The sequence below is a fragment of the Kocuria rhizosphaericola genome (assembly GCF_044462205.1).
In the GTDB taxonomy this organism is placed as follows: domain Bacteria; phylum Actinomycetota; class Actinomycetes; order Actinomycetales; family Micrococcaceae; genus Kocuria; species Kocuria rhizosphaericola.
In genome coordinates this window covers 17,566-34,902 of the sequence record NZ_JBISWK010000041.1, presented here as the reverse complement: position 1 = coordinate 34,902, position 17,337 = coordinate 17,566, and the positions used below count along the sequence as shown (strand labels likewise).

11 protein-coding genes and 2 tRNA genes are annotated in these 17,337 nt (G+C 74.4%); 9 read left to right on the top strand and 4 right to left on the bottom strand.

Going from position 1 to position 17,337, the window contains the following annotated elements; genetic code table 11:
• Positions 1–585: 585 nt before the first annotated feature.
• From ACH9D2_RS04720 to ACH9D2_RS04710, 3 genes are all read left to right on the top strand, one after another.
• Positions 586–2,772 (top strand): RecQ family ATP-dependent DNA helicase, encoded by a 2,187-nt coding sequence (locus ACH9D2_RS04720; RefSeq protein ID WP_396361600.1) that lies wholly within the window; start codon positions 586–588, stop codon positions 2,770–2,772.
• Between the two features lie 54 nt (positions 2,773–2,826).
• Positions 2,827–3,921: a glycosyltransferase gene (locus ACH9D2_RS04715; protein ID WP_396361599.1), complete on the top strand. Its 1,095-nt coding sequence runs from the start codon at positions 2,827–2,829 to the stop codon at positions 3,919–3,921.
• 62 nt (positions 3,922–3,983) lie between these two features.
• Positions 3,984–6,080: an SGNH hydrolase domain-containing protein gene (locus ACH9D2_RS04710; RefSeq protein WP_396361598.1), complete on the top strand. Its 2,097-nt coding sequence runs from the start codon at positions 3,984–3,986 to the stop codon at positions 6,078–6,080.
• A 12-nt stretch (positions 6,081–6,092) separates the two neighbouring features.
• On the opposite strand, the gene ACH9D2_RS04705 is transcribed toward ACH9D2_RS04710, so the two are convergent.
• Positions 6,093–6,836, bottom strand: a complete 744-nt coding sequence (locus tag ACH9D2_RS04705) for a lipopolysaccharide biosynthesis protein (RefSeq protein ID WP_396361597.1) — start codon at positions 6,834–6,836, stop codon at positions 6,093–6,095.
• Between the two features lie 924 nt (positions 6,837–7,760).
• Between ACH9D2_RS04705 and ACH9D2_RS04700 the strand changes: the two genes are divergently transcribed.
• Complete coding sequence (locus ACH9D2_RS04700; RefSeq protein ID WP_396361596.1) at positions 7,761–8,867, top strand: glycosyltransferase; 1,107 nt, start codon at positions 7,761–7,763, stop codon at positions 8,865–8,867.
• A 62-nt stretch (positions 8,868–8,929) separates the two neighbouring features.
• Positions 8,930–9,018: transfer RNA gene (locus ACH9D2_RS04695), tRNA-Ser, on the top strand.
• A gap of 69 nt (positions 9,019–9,087) precedes the next feature.
• Here the strand turns inward: ACH9D2_RS04695 and ACH9D2_RS04690 are convergent.
• Positions 9,088–10,374, bottom strand: a complete 1,287-nt coding sequence (locus ACH9D2_RS04690; protein WP_396361595.1) for a hypothetical protein — start codon at positions 10,372–10,374, stop codon at positions 9,088–9,090.
• Between the two features lie 281 nt (positions 10,375–10,655).
• On the opposite strand from ACH9D2_RS04690, the gene ACH9D2_RS04685 reads away from it, so the two are divergent.
• The gene (locus ACH9D2_RS04685) at positions 10,656–11,060 is read left to right on the top strand and encodes a spore germination protein GerW family protein (protein WP_396361594.1); all 405 of its coding nucleotides are present in this window, start codon (positions 10,656–10,658) and stop codon (positions 11,058–11,060) included.
• A gap of 12 nt (positions 11,061–11,072) precedes the next feature.
• A complete protein-coding gene (locus tag ACH9D2_RS04680; RefSeq protein ID WP_396361593.1) occupies positions 11,073–11,483 on the top strand; it encodes a phage holin family protein in 411 nt (136 codons plus the stop codon).
• Between the two features lie 13 nt (positions 11,484–11,496).
• Here ACH9D2_RS04680 and ACH9D2_RS04675 read toward each other — a convergent pair whose 3' ends face one another.
• Positions 11,497–13,614: a prolyl oligopeptidase family serine peptidase gene (locus ACH9D2_RS04675; RefSeq protein ID WP_396361592.1), complete on the bottom strand. Its 2,118-nt coding sequence runs from the start codon at positions 13,612–13,614 to the stop codon at positions 11,497–11,499.
• 64 nt (positions 13,615–13,678) lie between these two features.
• Between ACH9D2_RS04675 and ACH9D2_RS04670 the strand changes: the two genes are divergently transcribed.
• Positions 13,679–15,649: an FAD/NAD(P)-binding protein gene (locus tag ACH9D2_RS04670; protein ID WP_396361591.1), complete on the top strand. Its 1,971-nt coding sequence runs from the start codon at positions 13,679–13,681 to the stop codon at positions 15,647–15,649.
• Positions 15,650–15,717: 68 nt separating this feature from the next.
• Here the strand turns inward: ACH9D2_RS04670 and ACH9D2_RS04665 are convergent.
• A tRNA-Ser gene (locus ACH9D2_RS04665) sits at positions 15,718–15,805 on the bottom strand.
• Positions 15,806–15,900: 95 nt separating this feature from the next.
• Here ACH9D2_RS04665 and ACH9D2_RS04660 point away from each other — a divergent pair.
• Positions 15,901–17,337, top strand: coding sequence for an FAD-binding domain-containing protein (locus ACH9D2_RS04660; protein WP_396361590.1), 1,437 nt, complete (start codon positions 15,901–15,903; stop codon positions 17,335–17,337).

Sequence of the window (17,337 nt, the reverse complement as noted above, 5' to 3'; positions counted from 1 at the left end):
GGGCCGGTGCGCCGCGCCCGCAATGTGGCGTAACGCACGGTGCGGACCGTGCGCCCAACGGGGGACGCCCGCCGCACGGGGTGTCCCCACTTCGTGCCACGCGCGCCGGCCCGGAATACCGTCGAGTAGGGAAATGTCCCCGTCGACCCCCCTCTTGACCAGTGCAAACAAATGAAAAAGCGTGGATGTCCACCAATCCGAATGTGACTTCACGAGCCGTGACAGGCCCCGGAAACCCTGCCACCATGGTGGCAATTGGTTCACCCGATGGGGCAGAACCAACCGATCCGCCGGGGGGCGGATCGACAGCGGTTCATCGGGGGATGGGCCGCGTGCACGCAGGCATCGGGGGGTGCCCGTGCAACAGGTTCATCGGGGGGTGAACCGAAGGGGAGCACCGCTGGGGGGCGGTACTCCCGCCAGGCGAGTCTCTGCTCGCCACCGGCCGTCAGGCCGGTCGATGCGCCCGTTGCGGGGGCCATCCGTTCGACGGATGGGCAACGGGCGCATCGCTCTGTCCGGGCCCGGTCGCCACGTCCCGTCCTCCGGTCGGGCGGCGTCGGGGGTCCCTGGAAGACTGGTGCCATGACGACTTCCCCGGCACACGACATCGCCGCCCACGACACCGCGCCGGACCCGGCGCTGCACGAGGACGCGCTCGACCTGCTGCACGCGCTCACCGGCCGGGCGGACGCAGCCTTCCACCCCGGGCAGTTCGAGGCCGTCGAGGCCCTCGTGGGGCGCGGCCGGCGGGCCCTCGTGGTGCAGCGGACCGGGTGGGGCAAGTCCGCGGTCTACTTCCTCGCCGCGCTGCTCCTGCGGGCCCGGGGGCGCGGGCCCACCCTGATCGTCTCCCCGCTGCTGGCCCTGATGCGGGACCAGGTCTCCGCCGCCGCCCGCGCCGGCGTGCGGGCGGCGGCCATCAACTCCGCCAACGCCACCGAGTGGGGTCAGATCGCCGCGCAGCTGGAGGCCGACGAGCTCGACGTCCTGCTGGTCTCCCCGGAGCGGCTCAACAACCCGGTGTTCCGGGAGCAGCAGCTGCCGCAGCTGGTGGCCCGGCTCGGGCTGCTCGTGGTGGACGAGGCGCACTGCATCTCCGACTGGGGCCACGACTTCCGCCCCGACTACCGGCGCATCCGCGACCTCATCGCCAGGCTCCCGGAGCAGGTCCCCGTCCTGGCCACGACCGCCACCGCGAACGAGCGCGTGGTCGCCGACGTCGAGGAGCAGCTGGGCGTGCGGCCCGGCGGCAGCAGCACGGGGGAGGTCTTCACCCTCCGCGGCCCGCTCTCCCGGGCGTCCCTGCGCCTCGGCGTGCTGGACCTGCCCTCGGCCACCGCCCGCCTGGCCTGGTTGCTCGAGCACGTCGGGTCCCTCCCGGGCAGCGGGATCATCTACGCGCTGACCGTCGGTGCCGCCGAGGACACCGCCCAGGCGCTCGCCGACGCCGGCATCCCGGTGCGCGCCTACACCGGGCGCACGGACCAGGGCGAGCGCGAGGAGCTCGAGGCCGCCCTCAAGGAGAACCGGGTCAAGGCCCTCGTGGCCACCTCCGCACTCGGCATGGGCTTCGACAAGCCCGATCTCGGCTTCGTGGTCCACCTGGGCGCGCCGTCCTCGCCCGTGGCCTACTACCAGCAGGTGGGCCGCGCGGGCCGCGCCACGGACAACGCGGACGTCCTGCTGCTGCCGGGCACCGAGGACCGCCAGATCTGGGAGTACTTCGCCACCTCGTCGATGCCCACCGAGCAGAAGGCCGCCGCCGTCCTGGGCGAGCTGGAGGCCGCGGACGGGGCCCTGTCCGTGGCCGTGCTGGAGTCCCGTGTGGACGTCCGGCGCAGCCCGCTCGAGCTGCTCCTGAAGGTCCTCGCCGTGGAGGGCGCCGTGGAGCGCGTGCAGGGCGGGTGGCGGAGCACGGGGACCCCGTGGCGCTACGACGCCGAGCGCTACGGGCGGATCGCCGCGGCGCGGGTGGCCGAGCAGGACGCCATGCTGGAGTACGAGCGCACCACCGGGTGCCGCATGGAGTTCCTCGCGCGGCAGCTCGACGACGCCACGGCCGAGCCCTGCGGTCGTTGCGACGGCTGCGCCGGCCCCTGGTACCCCACGACCGTCGACGAGTCCGCCGCCGACTCCGCCGGGGCCGCCCTGACCCGCGTGGGCGTGGTGGTGGAGCCCCGCGCCCAGTGGCCCACCGGGATGCCGCGCCTCGGGGTCGATGTCAAGGGCCGCATCCCCGAGGAGGAGCGCTGCGCCGAGGGCCGGGCGCTGGCCCGGCTCACGGACCTCGGCTGGGGCAACCGGCTGCGCGAGGTGTTCCGCACCGACGCGGAGGGCGCGCCGGTCGACGGAGCGGTGGACCCCGCCCTCGGCCGGGCGTGCGTCCAGGTGCTCGCCGAGTGGCGCTGGGCGGACCGGCCCGCGGCCGTCGTCTCGGTCCCGTCCCGCTCCCGGCCCCGGCTCGTGCGCTCCCTGGCGGAGGGCATGGCAGAGGTCGGGCACCTGCCCTATCTCGGGGAGCTCGCCGTCCCGGAGGACTTCCCGTCCGGCAGGCACGGCGGCAACAGCGCGTACCGCCTCGCCGCCCTGTGGGAGAAGTTCCGGGTGCCCCCCGAGCTCGCCGAGGGGCTCGACCGGCTCGGCGGCCGGCCGGTGCTGCTCGTCGACGACCTCGTGGACAGCCGATGGACGCTCGCCGTGGCCGCCCGGGCCCTGCGCCGGGCCGGCTCCGGACCCGTGCTGCCGTTCGTGCTGGCCTCGCAGGGCTGAGGCGCGGACCGCGCCGGGGAAGACGGCCCGGCGCGGTCTTGTACGCTGTCCAGCGTGTCATCTGCTCCCACCCCGCTCGTCGACGTCATCATCCCGGTGCACACCACCGCGCGACCCGTCGACCGAGCCGTCGGCTCCGTGGTGGCGGGCGGGCTCCCGGTCGGCGACCGCGGCGGCGTGCACATCACGGTGGTCTGCCACAACGTCGAGGCGGCACTGATCCGCGACCGTCTCGCGGCGCAGCACCGGCCGCTCGTGGAGCTGGTGGAGTGCTTCGACGGCACCGGCAACCCGGCCGCGCCCCGCAACCTGGCCCTGGAGCGCTCCCGCGCCCGGTACGTGTCCTTCGTGGACAGCGACGACACCCTCGCCCCGGGCGCCCTCGCGGCCTGGACCGCGATCGCCGATCGCCACGGCTCGGCGGCCGTGCTGCCGCGGCTCGTCCGCGGCGGCGGCGGCGTGCTCCGCACCCCTGTGCCGCGCCCCTTCCGTCGCGCGGACCTCGACCCGGTCAGGGACCGGCTGGCCTACCGCACCACCAGCCTGGGGCTGCTCCGCCGGGCGGTGCTGGCCGAACGCGGCCTGCGCTTCCAGGGCCAGTACGCCACCGGGGAGGACCTGGGCCTCACCGCCCGTGCCTGGTTCGGGGGCGGGCGCATCGACCTCGCGCCGCGGCGGGCGCACTACGTGGTGCACGACGACGCCGACGGGCGGATCACCACCGGGGCACGGCCTCTCGCCGAGGACCTCGCCGCGTTCACCGACCTGCTCGGCGGCTCCTGGTACGCCGGCCTGACCACGGCGCAGCGCACGGCCATCGCCGTCAAGGTGGTGCGGGTCCAGCTGCTCGGCGCCGTGCACGCCCGGGCGGCGGCCGGGGCCTGGACCGGCGCGGACACCGGGACGTGCCGTGCGCTGCTCCGGCTGCTCGGGCCGGCGGGCGGACCGGCCCTCGAGGTCCTCCCGCGGGCCGACCGGGACCTGCTCGACCTCGTCGTCCGGGCGGGGGTCACCGCCGGGCAGGTGCTCGAGGCGTCCGACCGGCGGCGCCGCTTCGGCCGCCCCGCCACGCTGCTCACCCGCGACCCCCGCCGGGTCCTGCACCGGGAGGCCCCCCTGCGATTCATGGCCGCTTCCCTGCTGGTCTGAGCGTTCGGTGGAACAATGAAGCCCAGCCAGTCGTCAGACCCCCCGCCCGACGAGAGAACTCCATGAGCCGACTCCTCCCCGCCGACCCTTCCCCCGGGGTCGCGAGCAGCACCGCGTCCCCGGTGGGCACGGCCCCGCCCGCCCACCGCTTCCGGCCCGAGGTCCAGGGGCTGCGCACCGTGGCCGTCCTCCTGGTCGCCGTCTACCACGTGTGGATCGGCGGGGTCTCGGGCGGGGTGGACGTCTTCCTGTTCATCTCAGCGTTCCTCATGACGCTCTCGTTCGTCCGGAGGATGGAGGCCGGGAAGGGCCCGCAGCTGGGCCGCTACTGGGCCAGGACCTTCTCGCGGCTGCTGCCCCCCGTGGTCGTCACGGTCCTGGGCACCCTCGTCGTGGTGCGGATGCTGTTCCCGCCCGACCGGTGGTACGCCGCGCTCGAGGAGGCGGCGGCCACGGTGCTGTACTCCCAGAACTGGGTGCTCGCGTTCAACGCGGTGGACTACTACGCCGCGGACACCTCCCAGGCCAGCCCGTTCCAGCACTTCTGGTCCCTGTCCGTGCAGGGACAGGTGTTCCTGCTCTGGCCGCTGCTGCTGGCCCTGTGCGGGCTGCTCGCCCGGCGCACCGGCCGGTCCGTCGCCGGGGTGGCCACCGGCGTGTTCGGCGCCGTCTTCCTCGCCTCCTTCGCCTTCTCGGTGGTCTCCACGGGCAACGAGCAGGCCTTCGCCTACTTCGACACCCGCGCCCGGCTGTGGGAGTTCGCCCTCGGGTCGCTGCTGGCCCTGGCCGTGCTGCGGGGCGTCACCCTGCCGGGCGCGCTGCGCCTCCTCCTGGGCTGGACCGGGCTCGTGGCGATCGCCGTGTGCGGGCTCGTCCTCGACGTCCAGGGCTCCTTCCCGGGCTGGGCGGCCCTGTGGCCGCTGACCGGGGCGGCCCTGGTGATCCTCGCCGGGCACACCGGCGACCCCCGCGGCGCCGACGCCCTGCTCAGCCGCCGGCCCCTGCTGGTCCTGGGCGAGGCGTCCTACGCCGTCTACCTGGTGCACTGGCCCGTGCTCGTGACCTACCTGGTCGTCACGGACCGCGCCAAGGCCACGCTGCTGCACGGACTGCTCATCCTCCTGGGGAGCATCGTCCTGGGCGTGCTGGTGCACCGGCTCGTCGAACGGCCCCTGCGGCCCCGCGCCGGACCCCGCGCGGGCCTGCGGCAGCTCGGGCTCGTGGTGCTGTGCGTGGTGCTCGTGCTCGTCCCCGTCGCCGGGGCGCGGGCGGTCCTGGACCGGCAGGCCCAGCAGGCCGAGGAGCGGGCCGCCGTCGAGAACCCGGGGGCCGCCGTGCTGACCGGGGACCTCTCCTGGGAGCGGGACCCCGAGGTGCCCACGATCCCGAACCCGCTGGTCCGCGAGGGGCAGTGGGCGGAGCTGCCGGAGTCCTGCGACGCCGCGACGGAGGACTGGTTCGACGGCTACAAGGTGGCCTGCTCGACCCTGCCGGTCGACCCGGACGCCGAGGTCGAGGCCATGGTGATCGGCAACTCCCACGCCGAGCAGTGGCTGCCGGCGTTCGAGGCCGTGGCCCAGGACCGCGGCTGGAACCTGCGCTCGATCGTCCGGGGCGCCTGCCGGTACCAGCCCGTGGAGACCACCGACAACACCGAGTGCCAGGAGCTGATCCGGCTCACGGACCGGTACATCGAGGAGCAGGGCATCGACGTCGTGTTCACCACGTCCACCGTCACCGCCGACGAGGGACCCGGCGAGCAGATCGCCCCCGGCTTCGAGCAGGTCCTCGAGGACCTCGGCTCGCGGGGCATCACCGTGGTCGGGATCCGGGACAACCCGCGGTTCCCCTTCAACATGGTCAACTGCATCGACCGGCACGGCCCGGAGGCCGAGCGCTGCAACCCGCCGCGGGCGCAGAAGCTCGCCCCGCAGAACCCGGCGCAGGAGCTGACGGCGCGGCACGGGAACTTCGTCAGCATCGACATGAGCGACTGGATCTGCCCCGACGGCACGTGCCCGTCCCGGATCGGCAACCGCTGGGTCTACATGGACGACAACCACATGCCCCACGACTACGTGGTCACGATGGTCCCGGCCTTCGCCGAGCAGTTCGACGAGCGGCTCGGGCAGCGGGCCCGGCAGCTGCCCGCCGGGTGAGCGGGGGCGGGCTCAGCGCCGGAGGCGGGCGCCCACGGCGCGCAGCGCGGGCCGCAGGTCCCGGAGGCTGAGCCCGGCCCAGACCGCGAGGAACACGGCGGTCGCCCCGAGCGCCGGCAGCACCCTGAAGTCGGGGCCCAGCACCTGGAGAGCGCCCAGGACCATCGCGTAGCCGGCCACGATCCGCAGCAGCACCGTGCCCCACCGCATCCGGTCGAGCCGCCAGACCACCAGCAGCGGCAGGACCGAGCTCAGCAGCGAGCCCACGAGGTAGCCGACCGCGGAGGCCATGATCCCCAGCTCCGGGCCCAGCAGGAGCATCGTGGCCACGCCCAGCACCAGGCCGAGGCCGTTGGCGGCGGCCAGCACCTTGATCCCCCACGGCTCGGTGCCGTTGAGCCGGGCGTTCGCGGCGTTGAAGCTCGTGGCGGAGACCGCGAAGAACAGGACCACCAGGAGGGACTCCGCCTCCTGGTACTCCCGGCCGAAGATCAGCAGCACGGGCTCGGCCCAGAGGATGCCCACCCCGAACACCGGGAGGAACACGGTGACCATGGTCCGCAGGATGACGTCCACCTGCCGCGCGAGTCCCGCCGTGTCACCGGACGAGAACATCCGGGCCACGCTGGGCGACAGCGCCGTGAGCATCGCCCCGGAGAGCATGCTGGCGGGGGTGGCCAGCGCCACGGCCGCGGCGTAGAGGCCGACCTCGGCCTTCGTGGCGAAGCCGTCGCCGATCACCAGGGACAGCTGCATCAGGCCGGTGGCCGCGACGATGTGGGCGGATCCCCAGGTGGTGAAGACCAGGATCTCGCGGCGCCGCNCGGGTCGAGGCGCGCCCCGGTGCGGCGGGGCCAGGAGGGCAGCGCGTAGACCGCGTAGCCGGTGATCAGGGGCAGCAGCAGGGCCCAGTGCCAGCCGGCGAGCAGCACCAGCAGCAGCAGGGTGAGGGTGAGGAACGAGCTGATGGTGTCCCACGCCGTCGTCGTCACGAACTGGTTGTTGCCCGTGCGGACGCCGCGCACGAAGTTGTAGGCCGACAGGGAGAGCACGAGCAGGCCCGCCGAGACCGCGTAGCCCCAGGAGAGCTCGAGCACGAACGCGGCGTAGAGCACCGCCGAGACGGACAGCAGCGCCATCCCCGCGGACGCGCTGGCCGCGGTGAAGGAGGCCGTCGCCGCCTGCCCCTGGGGGTCCTGGCGTCCGCGGGCCATGGCGATGAACTTCGAGGCGGCCGTGCCCGAGGCCTGGGGCCACAGCAGGACGAGGAACAGGGCCAGGGAGATCGTCAGGTTGACCTCGCCCAGGGTCTCCTGGCCCAGCAGGCGCCCCACCAGCACGCTGTAGCCGAAGCGGGACAGCCCCTGGACGAACACGGCCACCACGGTCAGCGCGAACGCCGACCCCAGGGGGTTGTCGGTGTTCGCGTGGTTGGGCGCGGGGAAGAGGATCGAGCGCAGCCGGGACATCAGGCGGCCGACCCGGGGGCTGGGCTGGTCATCGCGCCCGAGTCTACTCGCGCCCCCGGCGCCTCCCGGGACCTCCTCGGGCGCGGCCCCGCCGATAGGCTGGCACCATGACCGCCGCCCCCACCCCGTTCAGCACCGCGTCCACCACCGCCCCGCGCACCGCGCCCGACGACGCCTCCGGCCGCCCCGGCCCGCGGAAGGGCTGAGCGCCGTGCACGTGCTCGTCGTCAGCACCTGGTACCCGTCCGCGGAGCGGCCCGGGGAGACGCCGTTCGTCCCCCGCCACGTGCGCGCCGCAGCCCGCCACCACGACGTCCGGGTGCTGCACGTGCGGCTGCTGCGCACCGGACCGGCCGTCCAGGAGCAGTGGGACGGGATTCCCGTGCTCCGGCTCCCGTTCCACCCCCTGCGCCCGGCCACCGTGCTGCGGGCGGGCGCCGCGATCCGCCGCCACCTGGCCGGCGCCGACGTCCTGCACACCATGCCCTTCTCGGCGGCGCTCGTCTGCCTGCCCTTCGCGGGTCGCCGCCCGTGGGTGCACACGGAGCACTGGAACGGCGTGCTCACCCCCGAGCAGAACGGGCCCGTGTGGCGGCGCCTCGCCGGGCTCCGCCGGATCCTGCGCGTCCCGGACCGCGTCACCGGCGTGAGCACCATGATGTGCGACGTGCTGCGCCGCTTCGCACCGACCGGGAAGGTCGAGCGGATCGGCAACGTGGTCGACCACGCCGAGCACGTCACGCCCCCGCCGCGGGGGCGCACCCTCGAGCTCGTGGCGGTCGGCGCCCTGCGCGCGATCAAGGACCCCCTCCTGGCGGTCGACACCGTGGCGTGGCTGCGCGACGCGGGCCACGACGTCCGCCTCACCTGGTGCGGCGCCGGCGCCCTCGAGCAGGACGTCCGGGACCGCGCGCGGGAGCGGGGGATCGGGGAGCGCGTGCGGCTGCTGGGCGACGTCCGCGCGGAGGAGGTGCAGCGGCGCCTGGCCGCCGCCGACGTGTTCCTGCTGCCCAGCAGGTCCGAGACGTTCTGCGTGGCCGCGGCCGAGGCCCTCGCCGCGGGACGGCCGGTGGTCATGGGCGCCCTCGGCGGTCAGGGAGACTTCGTCCACCCGGGCAACGGGCGGCTGGTGGCCGAGCGCACCCCCGAGGCCTTCGGCCGTGCCGTGCTCGACGTCGTGGCGGATCCGGGACTGCTCGGCCCGGAGGCCATGGCGGAGGAGATCCGCTCCGGCTACGGGTCCGAGCGGGTCGCCGCGGACCTCGACCGGCTCTACCGGAGCGTGGTCGCCGGGCGGGGCGGGCGACGTCGGCTTTGACCCCGTGCCCGGTCCTCCCTTAAGCTGGCCTGTGTTGTCCACCCCCGTGGTGGACCACGGATGGAGACGTGCCAGAGCGGCCGAATGGACTTCACTGCTAATGAAGGGTCGGGGTTAAACCCGACCGGGGGTTCAAATCCCCCCGTCTCCGCGCACGCGATGTCCCAGGGCATCGGAAGCACCCCGGACCGCTCGGTCCGGGGTGCTTCGCGTTCCGGCGTCAGTCTCCCGAGCCGTCCGCGTGCCAGCGCTCCATGTGGTGCGCGTGCGTCGGGAGGTAGGCGCCGGGCCGGTAGTGCCTGTCGTAGAACTCGGTGTCGAGGTGCACGGCCTGGACGTAGCCCGTGAGCACCATCGTCGTGAAGGTGTTCGGGAACCTGCCACAGGTGTCGTGGACGTACTGGGCGGCCTGGCTCAGGCAGTCGACGAACTCCTCCGAGTAGGGCGTGACGCCCCGCTTGATCGCCTCGGAGTCGGCCCAGGCCCCGGGGGTGCTGGGGTCGTAGGCGCCCTCGGGCCCGAACTTGCGCTCCACGAAGATGTTCACGGCCTCGCGCATGTCTTTCACGTACGGCGGGCACAGGCCCTCGAACCGGCCGTCGAGCCCGACCGGGTTGGGCAGGCCCCCGCGGGAGTCCTGCACGAACCGGAACCCGAGCCCGGCGACCCCGCTCTCCCGGAACGCGCCCAGGGCGCTCCACCGGTTGAGCCCGTTCAGGTACAGCCCGCCCAGCCCCATGGCCTGCAGGGTGAGCACGATGTTGTGGCCCATGAAGGCGAGCTCCGCGACGTTGGCCTCGTAGGCCATCTGCTGCAGCACGGTCAACGGCACGCGCTTGTCCTCCTGCAGGAGGCCGCTGCGGATGAAGGGAGCCGGGTCACCGGCCGGGCGGCCGGCCACGTCGTCCACGAGCACGTTGCCGTTCGCCAGGGCCATGGCCATCAGGCCGAGCACCTGCTCGCTGGCATCGGCCACCGGCATGAACAGGGTCGAGCCGGGGGCGTTCGCCATCCAGAGGTTCGGCTCCAGCATGTGCGGCGCCGCCGCGGGGAGGTCGAGCCGGCGGTCGGACAGCTGCTCCGTGTGCGCCCGGACCAGGTCGACCATGGCCTCCAGGGCGCTGTCGCGGTCCTCCTCGGTCCGGCGCGGGCGGTCGGGGAGGAGGTCACGGGTGTTCGTCAGGTAGGTTCCCGAGTCGTCGGTCGTGAACAGCACCGGCGTGCCGATGCCCGCGGCCGTCGGCGCCGTGCGACCCGTGAACCGCTGCGTGTAGTGGGCGTGCTCCTCGGGACGGTCGGGACCGAAGGGCACGCCGAAGGACCAGCCGCTGACCCCGGTCCCCGCGGCGACCAGGATCGAGCGCTCCCGCTCCGACAGGCCCAGCGGCTCGGCCCCGGAGCGGTGGGCGAGAGGCCCGGACGGGATCTCCATGCCCAGCCCGAACCGTCTGGCACGACGGCCGGCGAGGGCGTCGAAGAGCGGAAAGTCGGTCAGTCCGTTCTGCATCGGTGCCTCCCGCCCGGCGCGCCCCGAACGCGCCGTTCACCACGACCGTACGCCTGGCCGTCCGGCCGGTCCAGGGCACCGGCCGGTCCGCCCGCGGGACCCGGGGCCGCCGCACCCGCCCGGCCGGTCACCCGTCCGGCGCACGCGCCGGCCCCGACCCCGTCGGCGAAGCCGCGCCGCGTCATCCGGCCGCAGCCGTCGCCCCACCGCCCGCCGGCGTCCTAGGCTGGTGGCCAGCGCCGTCGAGGAAGTCGTCCGAGGAAGTCGTCCAGGGGGAGACCATGTCCGAGCAGCAGCAGCCCGCCGCACCCGGGGCGGACCGTCCCGTCTGGCGCGCGGGGATCACGGACCGCTCCGTCCTCGAGCAGGCCGTCGACGCCGTGACCGTGCGCCGGGTCTTCGGCGAGGCCTACGAGGTGAACGGCACCACGGTCGTGCCCGTCGCCCGTGTCAGGGGCTGGGGCGGCGGTGGCGGCGGCTCCGGCGAGGAGAAGGACAGCTCGGGCAGCGGATCGGGGGTGGGCTACGGCGTGAGCGCCGAGCCGGCCGGGGTCTACGTGGTCCAGGGGGACAGCGTCACGTGGCGCCCCGCCGTCGACGCGGGACGGATCGCCCTCACCCTGGGCCTGGCACTGTGCGGCGCCGCCGCGGTCGTGGGCTGGGCCGCCGTCACCCGCCGCTCCTGACAGGATGGGACCATGCCGTTCCTGCTCCGCGTCCTCGTCAACGCACTCGCCATCTGGGTGGCCGCCTGGATCCTGCCCGGCATGGGCATCGCCGCGGACCCCTCCGTCGTCTCGGCCGTCGGCGGCGAGACCGCCGCGTCGGTCCTGGCCTACCTGTTCGTCGGCCTGGTCTTCGGCGTCGTGAACGCGGTCGTGCGCCCCGTGCTGACCGTCCTGTCCCTGCCGATCACGTGCCTGACCCTCGGGCTGTTCGCCATCGTGGTCAACGCGGCGATGCTGTGGCTGACGTCCTGGCTGAGCTCCTTCACACCGCTGCGGCTCGAGATCGACTCCTTCCTCTGGACGGCGGTGCTCGCCACCCTGATCATCGGGGTGGTCTCCATCGTGATGGGCTGGATCGTCCCCGACCGCGAGAAGCGCTGACCCGCGCCGGGGCTCAGCCCCGGTGCAGCGCCGTCCACAGGAACTCGTGGGACAGCGCGTGCAGGCGGGCGGCCTGCTTGTTGTCGCCCGCGCCCGCGTGCCCGCCCTCGGTGGCCTCGTAGAACCACACGTCCTGGTAGCCCATCCCGAGCATCCGCGCCGCCGCCTTGCGCGCCTGGACGGGGCCCACGCGGTCGTCGCTCGTGGCGGTCCAGAACAGGACGGCCGGGTAGTCCCGCCCCTCCTCCAGCAGGTGGTACGGCGAGAACGTGCGGACGGACTCCCACTGCTCAGGGTCGTCCGGGTCGCCGTACTCCGCGATCCAGGAGTAGCCCGCCGACAGCTTCGTGTAGCGGCGCATGTCCAGCAGGGGCACCCCGCAGGAGACCGCGCCGAAGAGCTCGGGGTAGCTGGTGAGCATGTTGCCCACGAGCAGCCCGCCGTTGGAGCCGCCCGAGCAGGCGAGCGTCGCCCGGGAGCACACCCCGCGGGCCTGCAGGTCCGCCGCGACGGCGGCGAAGTCCTCGTACGCCCGGTGCCGGTTCCCCTGCAGCGCGGCCCGGTGCCACGCCGGACCGTACTCGCCGCCGCCGCGGATGTTGGCGAGGACGTAGACCCCGGAGCGCCCGGGGTCGTCGGCGCGGGTCAGCCAGGAGCGCCCGAGGGCCCCGGAGTAGGCGGGCGTGCGGGAGACCTCGAAGCCCCCGTAGCCGGAGAGCAGCGTCGGGTTCCTCCCGTCGAGGACCAGGTCCGAGGGGCCCACCTGGAAGTAGGGCACCCGGGTGCCGTCCGCGGAGACCGCGAAGTGCTGCTCGACCGACAGCCCGGCCGCGTCGAAGAACGCCGGCGCGGTCCTCGCCACGCGCGGCGGGGCGATCGCCCCGCCGCCGGCCGGGACGGTGCCGCGGGACACGGTGGTGGGGGTGAGGAAGCCCGTGGCCACGAGCCAGTAGTCGTTGCCCGCCTCCGGGTCCTCGTCGTCGACGGCGTAGGCGTCCACGCTGTGCAGCGCCGGTGCCCCAGGCAGTTCGGACGAGGTCCACGGGCCCGGCTCGGCGACCCGCACCACGGAGGAGACGTCCCGCAGCAGGTTGAGGATCAGCCGGTCCGCCGTCCAGGACCAGGACTGCAGGGAGGTGTGCTCGTCCGGGACGAACACCGGGGTCACGGACCGGTCCCCGGCCAGGAACGCCTCGAGCCCGGCCGCCAGCAGGGACCCGGCCGGGTGCACGGTCCCGTCCAGCGCCAGCTCCTCCTGCGGGCGCAGCAGCAGCCACTGCCGGTGCAGGTCCACCGTCACCGAGTCGGGGACGTCGACGTGGACGAGCTCCTCGTCGCGCACCAGGTAGGTGCGGGAGGCGAAGAAGTCCACGACGTCCACGGCGACGTCCCGGACGAAGCCCGGGGTGTGGTCGCGCACGAGCACCGCCTGGACGTGGTCCTCGGCGACCTCGAACGCCTGCCGGGCCTCGGCCAGGTCCTGTCCGCGGCGCAGCACGCGGACCGTGCGGGGATAGGAGGACGTGGTCATGGAGCCGGGACCGAAGTCGGTGCCCACGTGCAGGGTGTCGGCGTCGACCCACGTCACGCTCGACTTCGCGGTGGGGACGTCGAAGCCGCCGGGCACGAACCGGCGCTCGTCGAGGTCGAACTCGCGCACCCGCTTCGCGTCGCCGCCGTCGGGGGAGAGGCTGAGCAGCGCCCGCCGGTGCCGACCGCCGGTGTACTGCGGGCGCAGCAGTCGGGCCCCGCCCCAGACCCAGTCGACGCCCTCCTCGGCGGCGAGCGCGTCGACGTCGAGCAGGACCTCCCACTCCGTGTCCTCGCTCAGCCAGGACTCCCACGTGGTGCGGCGGAAGACGCCGCGCGGGTGCTCGGCGTCGCGCCAGAAGTTGTAGTAGTGCGGCCCGTGCTTGGCGACCATGGGGATCCGCTCGGTCGAGTCCATGACCGCGAGCACGTCGGCCTCGAGGCGCCGTAGCCGCGGGCCCTCGAGCGCGGCCAGGGTGCGCGCGTTCTGCCCGGCGACCCACTCCAGGGGCGCGGCCCCCGTGATCTCCTCGAGCCACAGGTGCTCGTCGTGCGGCTGCTCGGCGGTCGGGCGGGCGTCGGTCTGCGCGGTCTCGGTCATGACCGCCATCGTAGGCGCAGCGCCGTGCCCGTGGCCCGCCGCGCGGGTCGATATCCTGAGGGTCATGAGCGCAGCGGGCAGGCCAGGAAGCGAACGACGGGTCACGGTGATCGGGGCGGGCCCCCGGGGGCTGTCGGTGGTGGAGCGGCTCGCGGCGCGCGCGGCGGCCTCGGGCACCCGGGTGCGCATCGACGTCGTCGACCCCTTCCCGCCCGGCCCGGGGCACGTGTGGCGCACGAACCAGTCCCCGCTGTACCTCATGAACACGCCCTCGGTGTTCCCCACGGTGATCGCCGACGACGGCGTGCTGCCCGTGGACCCGCTCGAGCCGCTGCGGAACATGAGCTTCGAGCACTGGCGGCTCGCGGCCGTGGCGGGGACCATCGCCGTGGACCCCGACGACGCCGCGCACCTCACCCGGATGACGCCGCAGTCCTATCCCTCCCGGCGGGTGTACGGCGTCTACCTCTCCTGGGTCTTCCGTACGCTGCAGGACGCCCTCCCGGCCTCGGTGCAGCTGGCCGTGCACCGGGCCGAGGCCGTGGGCGTGCACGTGCGGGAGCACGCCCGGCACCGCTACGACGTGGAGATCAGCGGCGGGCAGAACCTCCCGGCGGACGCCGTGGTGCTCGCCCTGGGCCACCTCGACGCCGATCTGCGCCCCGACCAGCGGGAGCTGGTGGACGGCGCCGCCGAGCTCGGGCTGACCTACTGGCCGCCCGCCGTGCCCGCCGACGTGCACTGGGAGGACCTGCCCGCCGGGCGCCCCGTGCTGGTGCGCGGCATGGGCCTGAACTTCTGCGACGTCCTGGCCCAGGTCACCGAGGGCCGCGGCGGGATCTACACCCAGGAGGGGGAGCGCTTCGTCTACCACCCGTCCGGGCGGGAGCCCGTGATCGTGGCCGGCTCCCGGCGCGGGGCCCCGTACCGCTCCAAGGCCGTGCTCGAGGGCTACTACGCGTCCTCCCTCGTCACCCGGTTCTTCACCCTCGACGCCGTGCGGGCGCTCGCGGCGCGCGCGGAGGGACCGCTGTCCTTCGAGACGGACCTGTATCCGCTGATCCGCAAGGACGCCCAGTGGAACTACTACACCGTCCTGGCACGGATCGCCCCGGACGCCTTCGAGACCGACCCGCACGAGTTCCTGGCGCGCTTCGACGCGGTGCTCAGCACCGGGGACGACCACCCGGAGGGCCCGTGGACGTCCCGGGCCGAGCGGCTCATCGCGTCCGCGGTGGTCCCGGGACGGCAGCTCAACGCCATCCGGCTCGCCCGCCCGTTCGAGGGGCTCAGCTTCGACTCCCACGACGAGTACGCGGCGGCGGTGGTGCACCACCTGGACCGGGACGTGCACGGTGCGCTGGCCGGTGAGGACGACCCGCTGCAGATGGCGATCGCCTCCCTCAACGCCGCGCGCACAGTGCTCAAGGCCGTGCTCGCGGACCTCGGGATCAGCGACGCCTCCTGGACCGACGAGCTGCGGCGCTCGTTCGAGCCGTTCGTGGAGGGCCTCGCCGCCGGGCCGCCGGTGCTGCGGACCCAGCAGCTGGCGGCGCTGGCACGGGCCGGTGTGGTGCGCTTCCTGGGCCCGGACCCGCAGTTCCTCGTGGACGAGGAGGAGGGCCGGTTCGTGGCGAGCTCCCCCTGGGTCAAGGACGAGCCCTTCCGGGCCGAGCACCTCGTGGAGGCCATGTCCCCGCCCAACGACGTCCGGCGCAACATCTCCCCGCTGCTGTCCGCGATGCACCGCGAGGGCCTGGTGCGGGTCCGGGCGATGGAGACCCGGGACGGCGTGGCGACCGTGCCCGGCACCGGGCTGGACGTGAGCCGTCCTCCCTACCGGGCCGTGCGCGTCGACGGCGGTGTGGAGCCCGGCGTGCTCGTGCTCGGCCTGCAGCTCTCGGCCGTCCAGTGGGGCGTGGCGATCGCCGCGGAGGCCGGCGCGTCCGCGGAACTGGGCGCCCGGACCCTGGCGGACGCCGACTGCGTCGCGGAGGCCGTGCTGCGCCCGCACCCGGCCCCGGCCGCGTCCTGACCCGCGGTCCCGGGACCGGGGCGCGCCGAGGCCCCCACCGGCTGGTGCGGCGGGGGCCTCGGACGGGGCGGAAGGTAAGGGATTTGAACCCTTGGTACGGGGTCACCGCACACCGGTTTTCAAGACCGGCTCCTTAGGCCGCTCGGACAACCTTCCCCGCGCTCGCCAGGTCCCCGGTGGGGCGGCGGAGCGCGTCGCCCATTCTTCCACGGCGCCTGGAACGCCGCCAAAGCCCCGGCTAGGGTGAGCGCGTGGACGCACCCGAGAGCCCCGACCGCGGGACGACGACGATCGTGTGGTTCCGGGACGATCTGCGCGTCACGGACCACCCCGCCCTCGAGGCCGCGTGCCGGCGGGGCGAGGTGCTGGCCCTCTACGTCCTGGACGAGGAGTCCGAGGGCGTCCGGCCCCTCGGCGCGGCCGCGAAGTGGTGGCTGGACGGGTCGCTGCGATCCCTGCGGGACTCCCTCGGGGAGCTGGGCATCCCCCTCGTGCTGCGCCGAGGCCCCGCGGGGGACGTGCTCCCGGAGGTCCTCGAGCGCACGGGCGCGGGCGGCGTCACGTGGAACCGCCGCTACGGCGGGCCCGAGCTCGCCGTGGACGCCGGGGTGAAGCAGTGGTGCGCCGCGCACGGCGTGGAGGCGCACTCGTTCCAGGCCGCGCTGCTGCACGAGCCGTGGGCCCTGCGCACCGGGGCCGGGGGCCCGTACAAGGTGTTCACCCCGTTCTGGAAGGCGCTCCGGACGCTGGAGATCCGGCAGCCGCTGCCCGTCCCCGGCGCCGGCCGGGGAACGGCCGCGGAGGCCGGGGCGGCCGCCGGCGCCGAGGACCAGGACGACTGGGGCCTGCGGCCCTCCCCGGAGCACACGGCCGGGCTGGACGCGACGTGGACGCCCGGCGAGGCCACCGCGTGGGAGCGGCTGGACGACTTCCTGGACCGCGTCGAGGACTACGCCGAGGGCCACGACCGGCCCGACCGGGACGGCACGAGCCGGCTCTCCCCGCACCTGCGGTGGGGCGAGATCAGCCCGTTCGCGGTGTGGGACGCGGCCGTCCGGCACCGGTCCGAGCAGGGGAGCAGCCCGGGGCTGGAGCAGTTCCTGGCCGAGCTGGGGTGGCGGGAGTTCAACTGGCACCTGCTCCACCAGGTGCCGGACCTGCACCTGCGCCACGTCCGCCCGGCCTTCGACGCGTTCCCGTGGCGGGACCCGGCGGAGGCCGCCGACGACGTCCGGGCCTGGCAGGAGGGACGCACCGGCTTCCCGCTCGTGGACGCGGGCATGCGGCAGCTGCGGGCCACCGGATGGATGCACAACCGGGTCCGGATGGTCGCCGGGTCCCTGCTCACCAAGAACCTCCTGGTCGACTGGCGGGCGGGGGAGCAGTGGTTCTGGGAGACGCTCGTGGACGCCGAGCCCGCGTGCGGGCCCGGGAACTGGCAGTGGGTCGCCGGCTCCGGCGCGGACGCGAGCCCGTTCTTCCGGATCTTCAACCCGCTGACCCAGGGCCGGAAGTTCGACCCCGGGGCCCGCTACATCCGCCGCTGGATCCCCGAGCTGGCCGGCGACGAGGGCGTGGACCCCCACGAGCCCGGCCTGCTCGGGCCCTCGGTGGGCTACCCCGAGCCGGTCGTGGACCTCCCGGCCAGCCGCGGCCGGGCCCTGGACGCCTACGCCTCGATCCGCTGA

Coding starts and splice junctions, on each gene's coding strand:
- ACH9D2_RS04720 (WP_396361600.1), top strand. CDS start 586: ATGACGACTTCCCCGGCACACGACATCGCCGCCCACGACACCGCGCCG.
- ACH9D2_RS04710 (WP_396361598.1), top strand. CDS start 3,984: ATGAGCCGACTCCTCCCCGCCGACCCTTCCCCCGGGGTCGCGAGCAGC.
- ACH9D2_RS04705 (WP_396361597.1), bottom strand. CDS start 6,836: ATGCAGCTGTCCCTGGTGATCGGCGACGGCTTCGCCACGAAGGCCGAG.
- ACH9D2_RS04690 (WP_396361595.1), bottom strand. CDS start 10,374: ATGCAGAACGGACTGACCGACTTTCCGCTCTTCGACGCCCTCGCCGGC.
- ACH9D2_RS04685 (WP_396361594.1), top strand. CDS start 10,656: ATGTCCGAGCAGCAGCAGCCCGCCGCACCCGGGGCGGACCGTCCCGTC.
- ACH9D2_RS04680 (WP_396361593.1), top strand. CDS start 11,073: ATGCCGTTCCTGCTCCGCGTCCTCGTCAACGCACTCGCCATCTGGGTG.
- ACH9D2_RS04675 (WP_396361592.1), bottom strand. CDS start 13,614: ATGACCGAGACCGCGCAGACCGACGCCCGCCCGACCGCCGAGCAGCCG.
- ACH9D2_RS04670 (WP_396361591.1), top strand. CDS start 13,679: ATGAGCGCAGCGGGCAGGCCAGGAAGCGAACGACGGGTCACGGTGATC.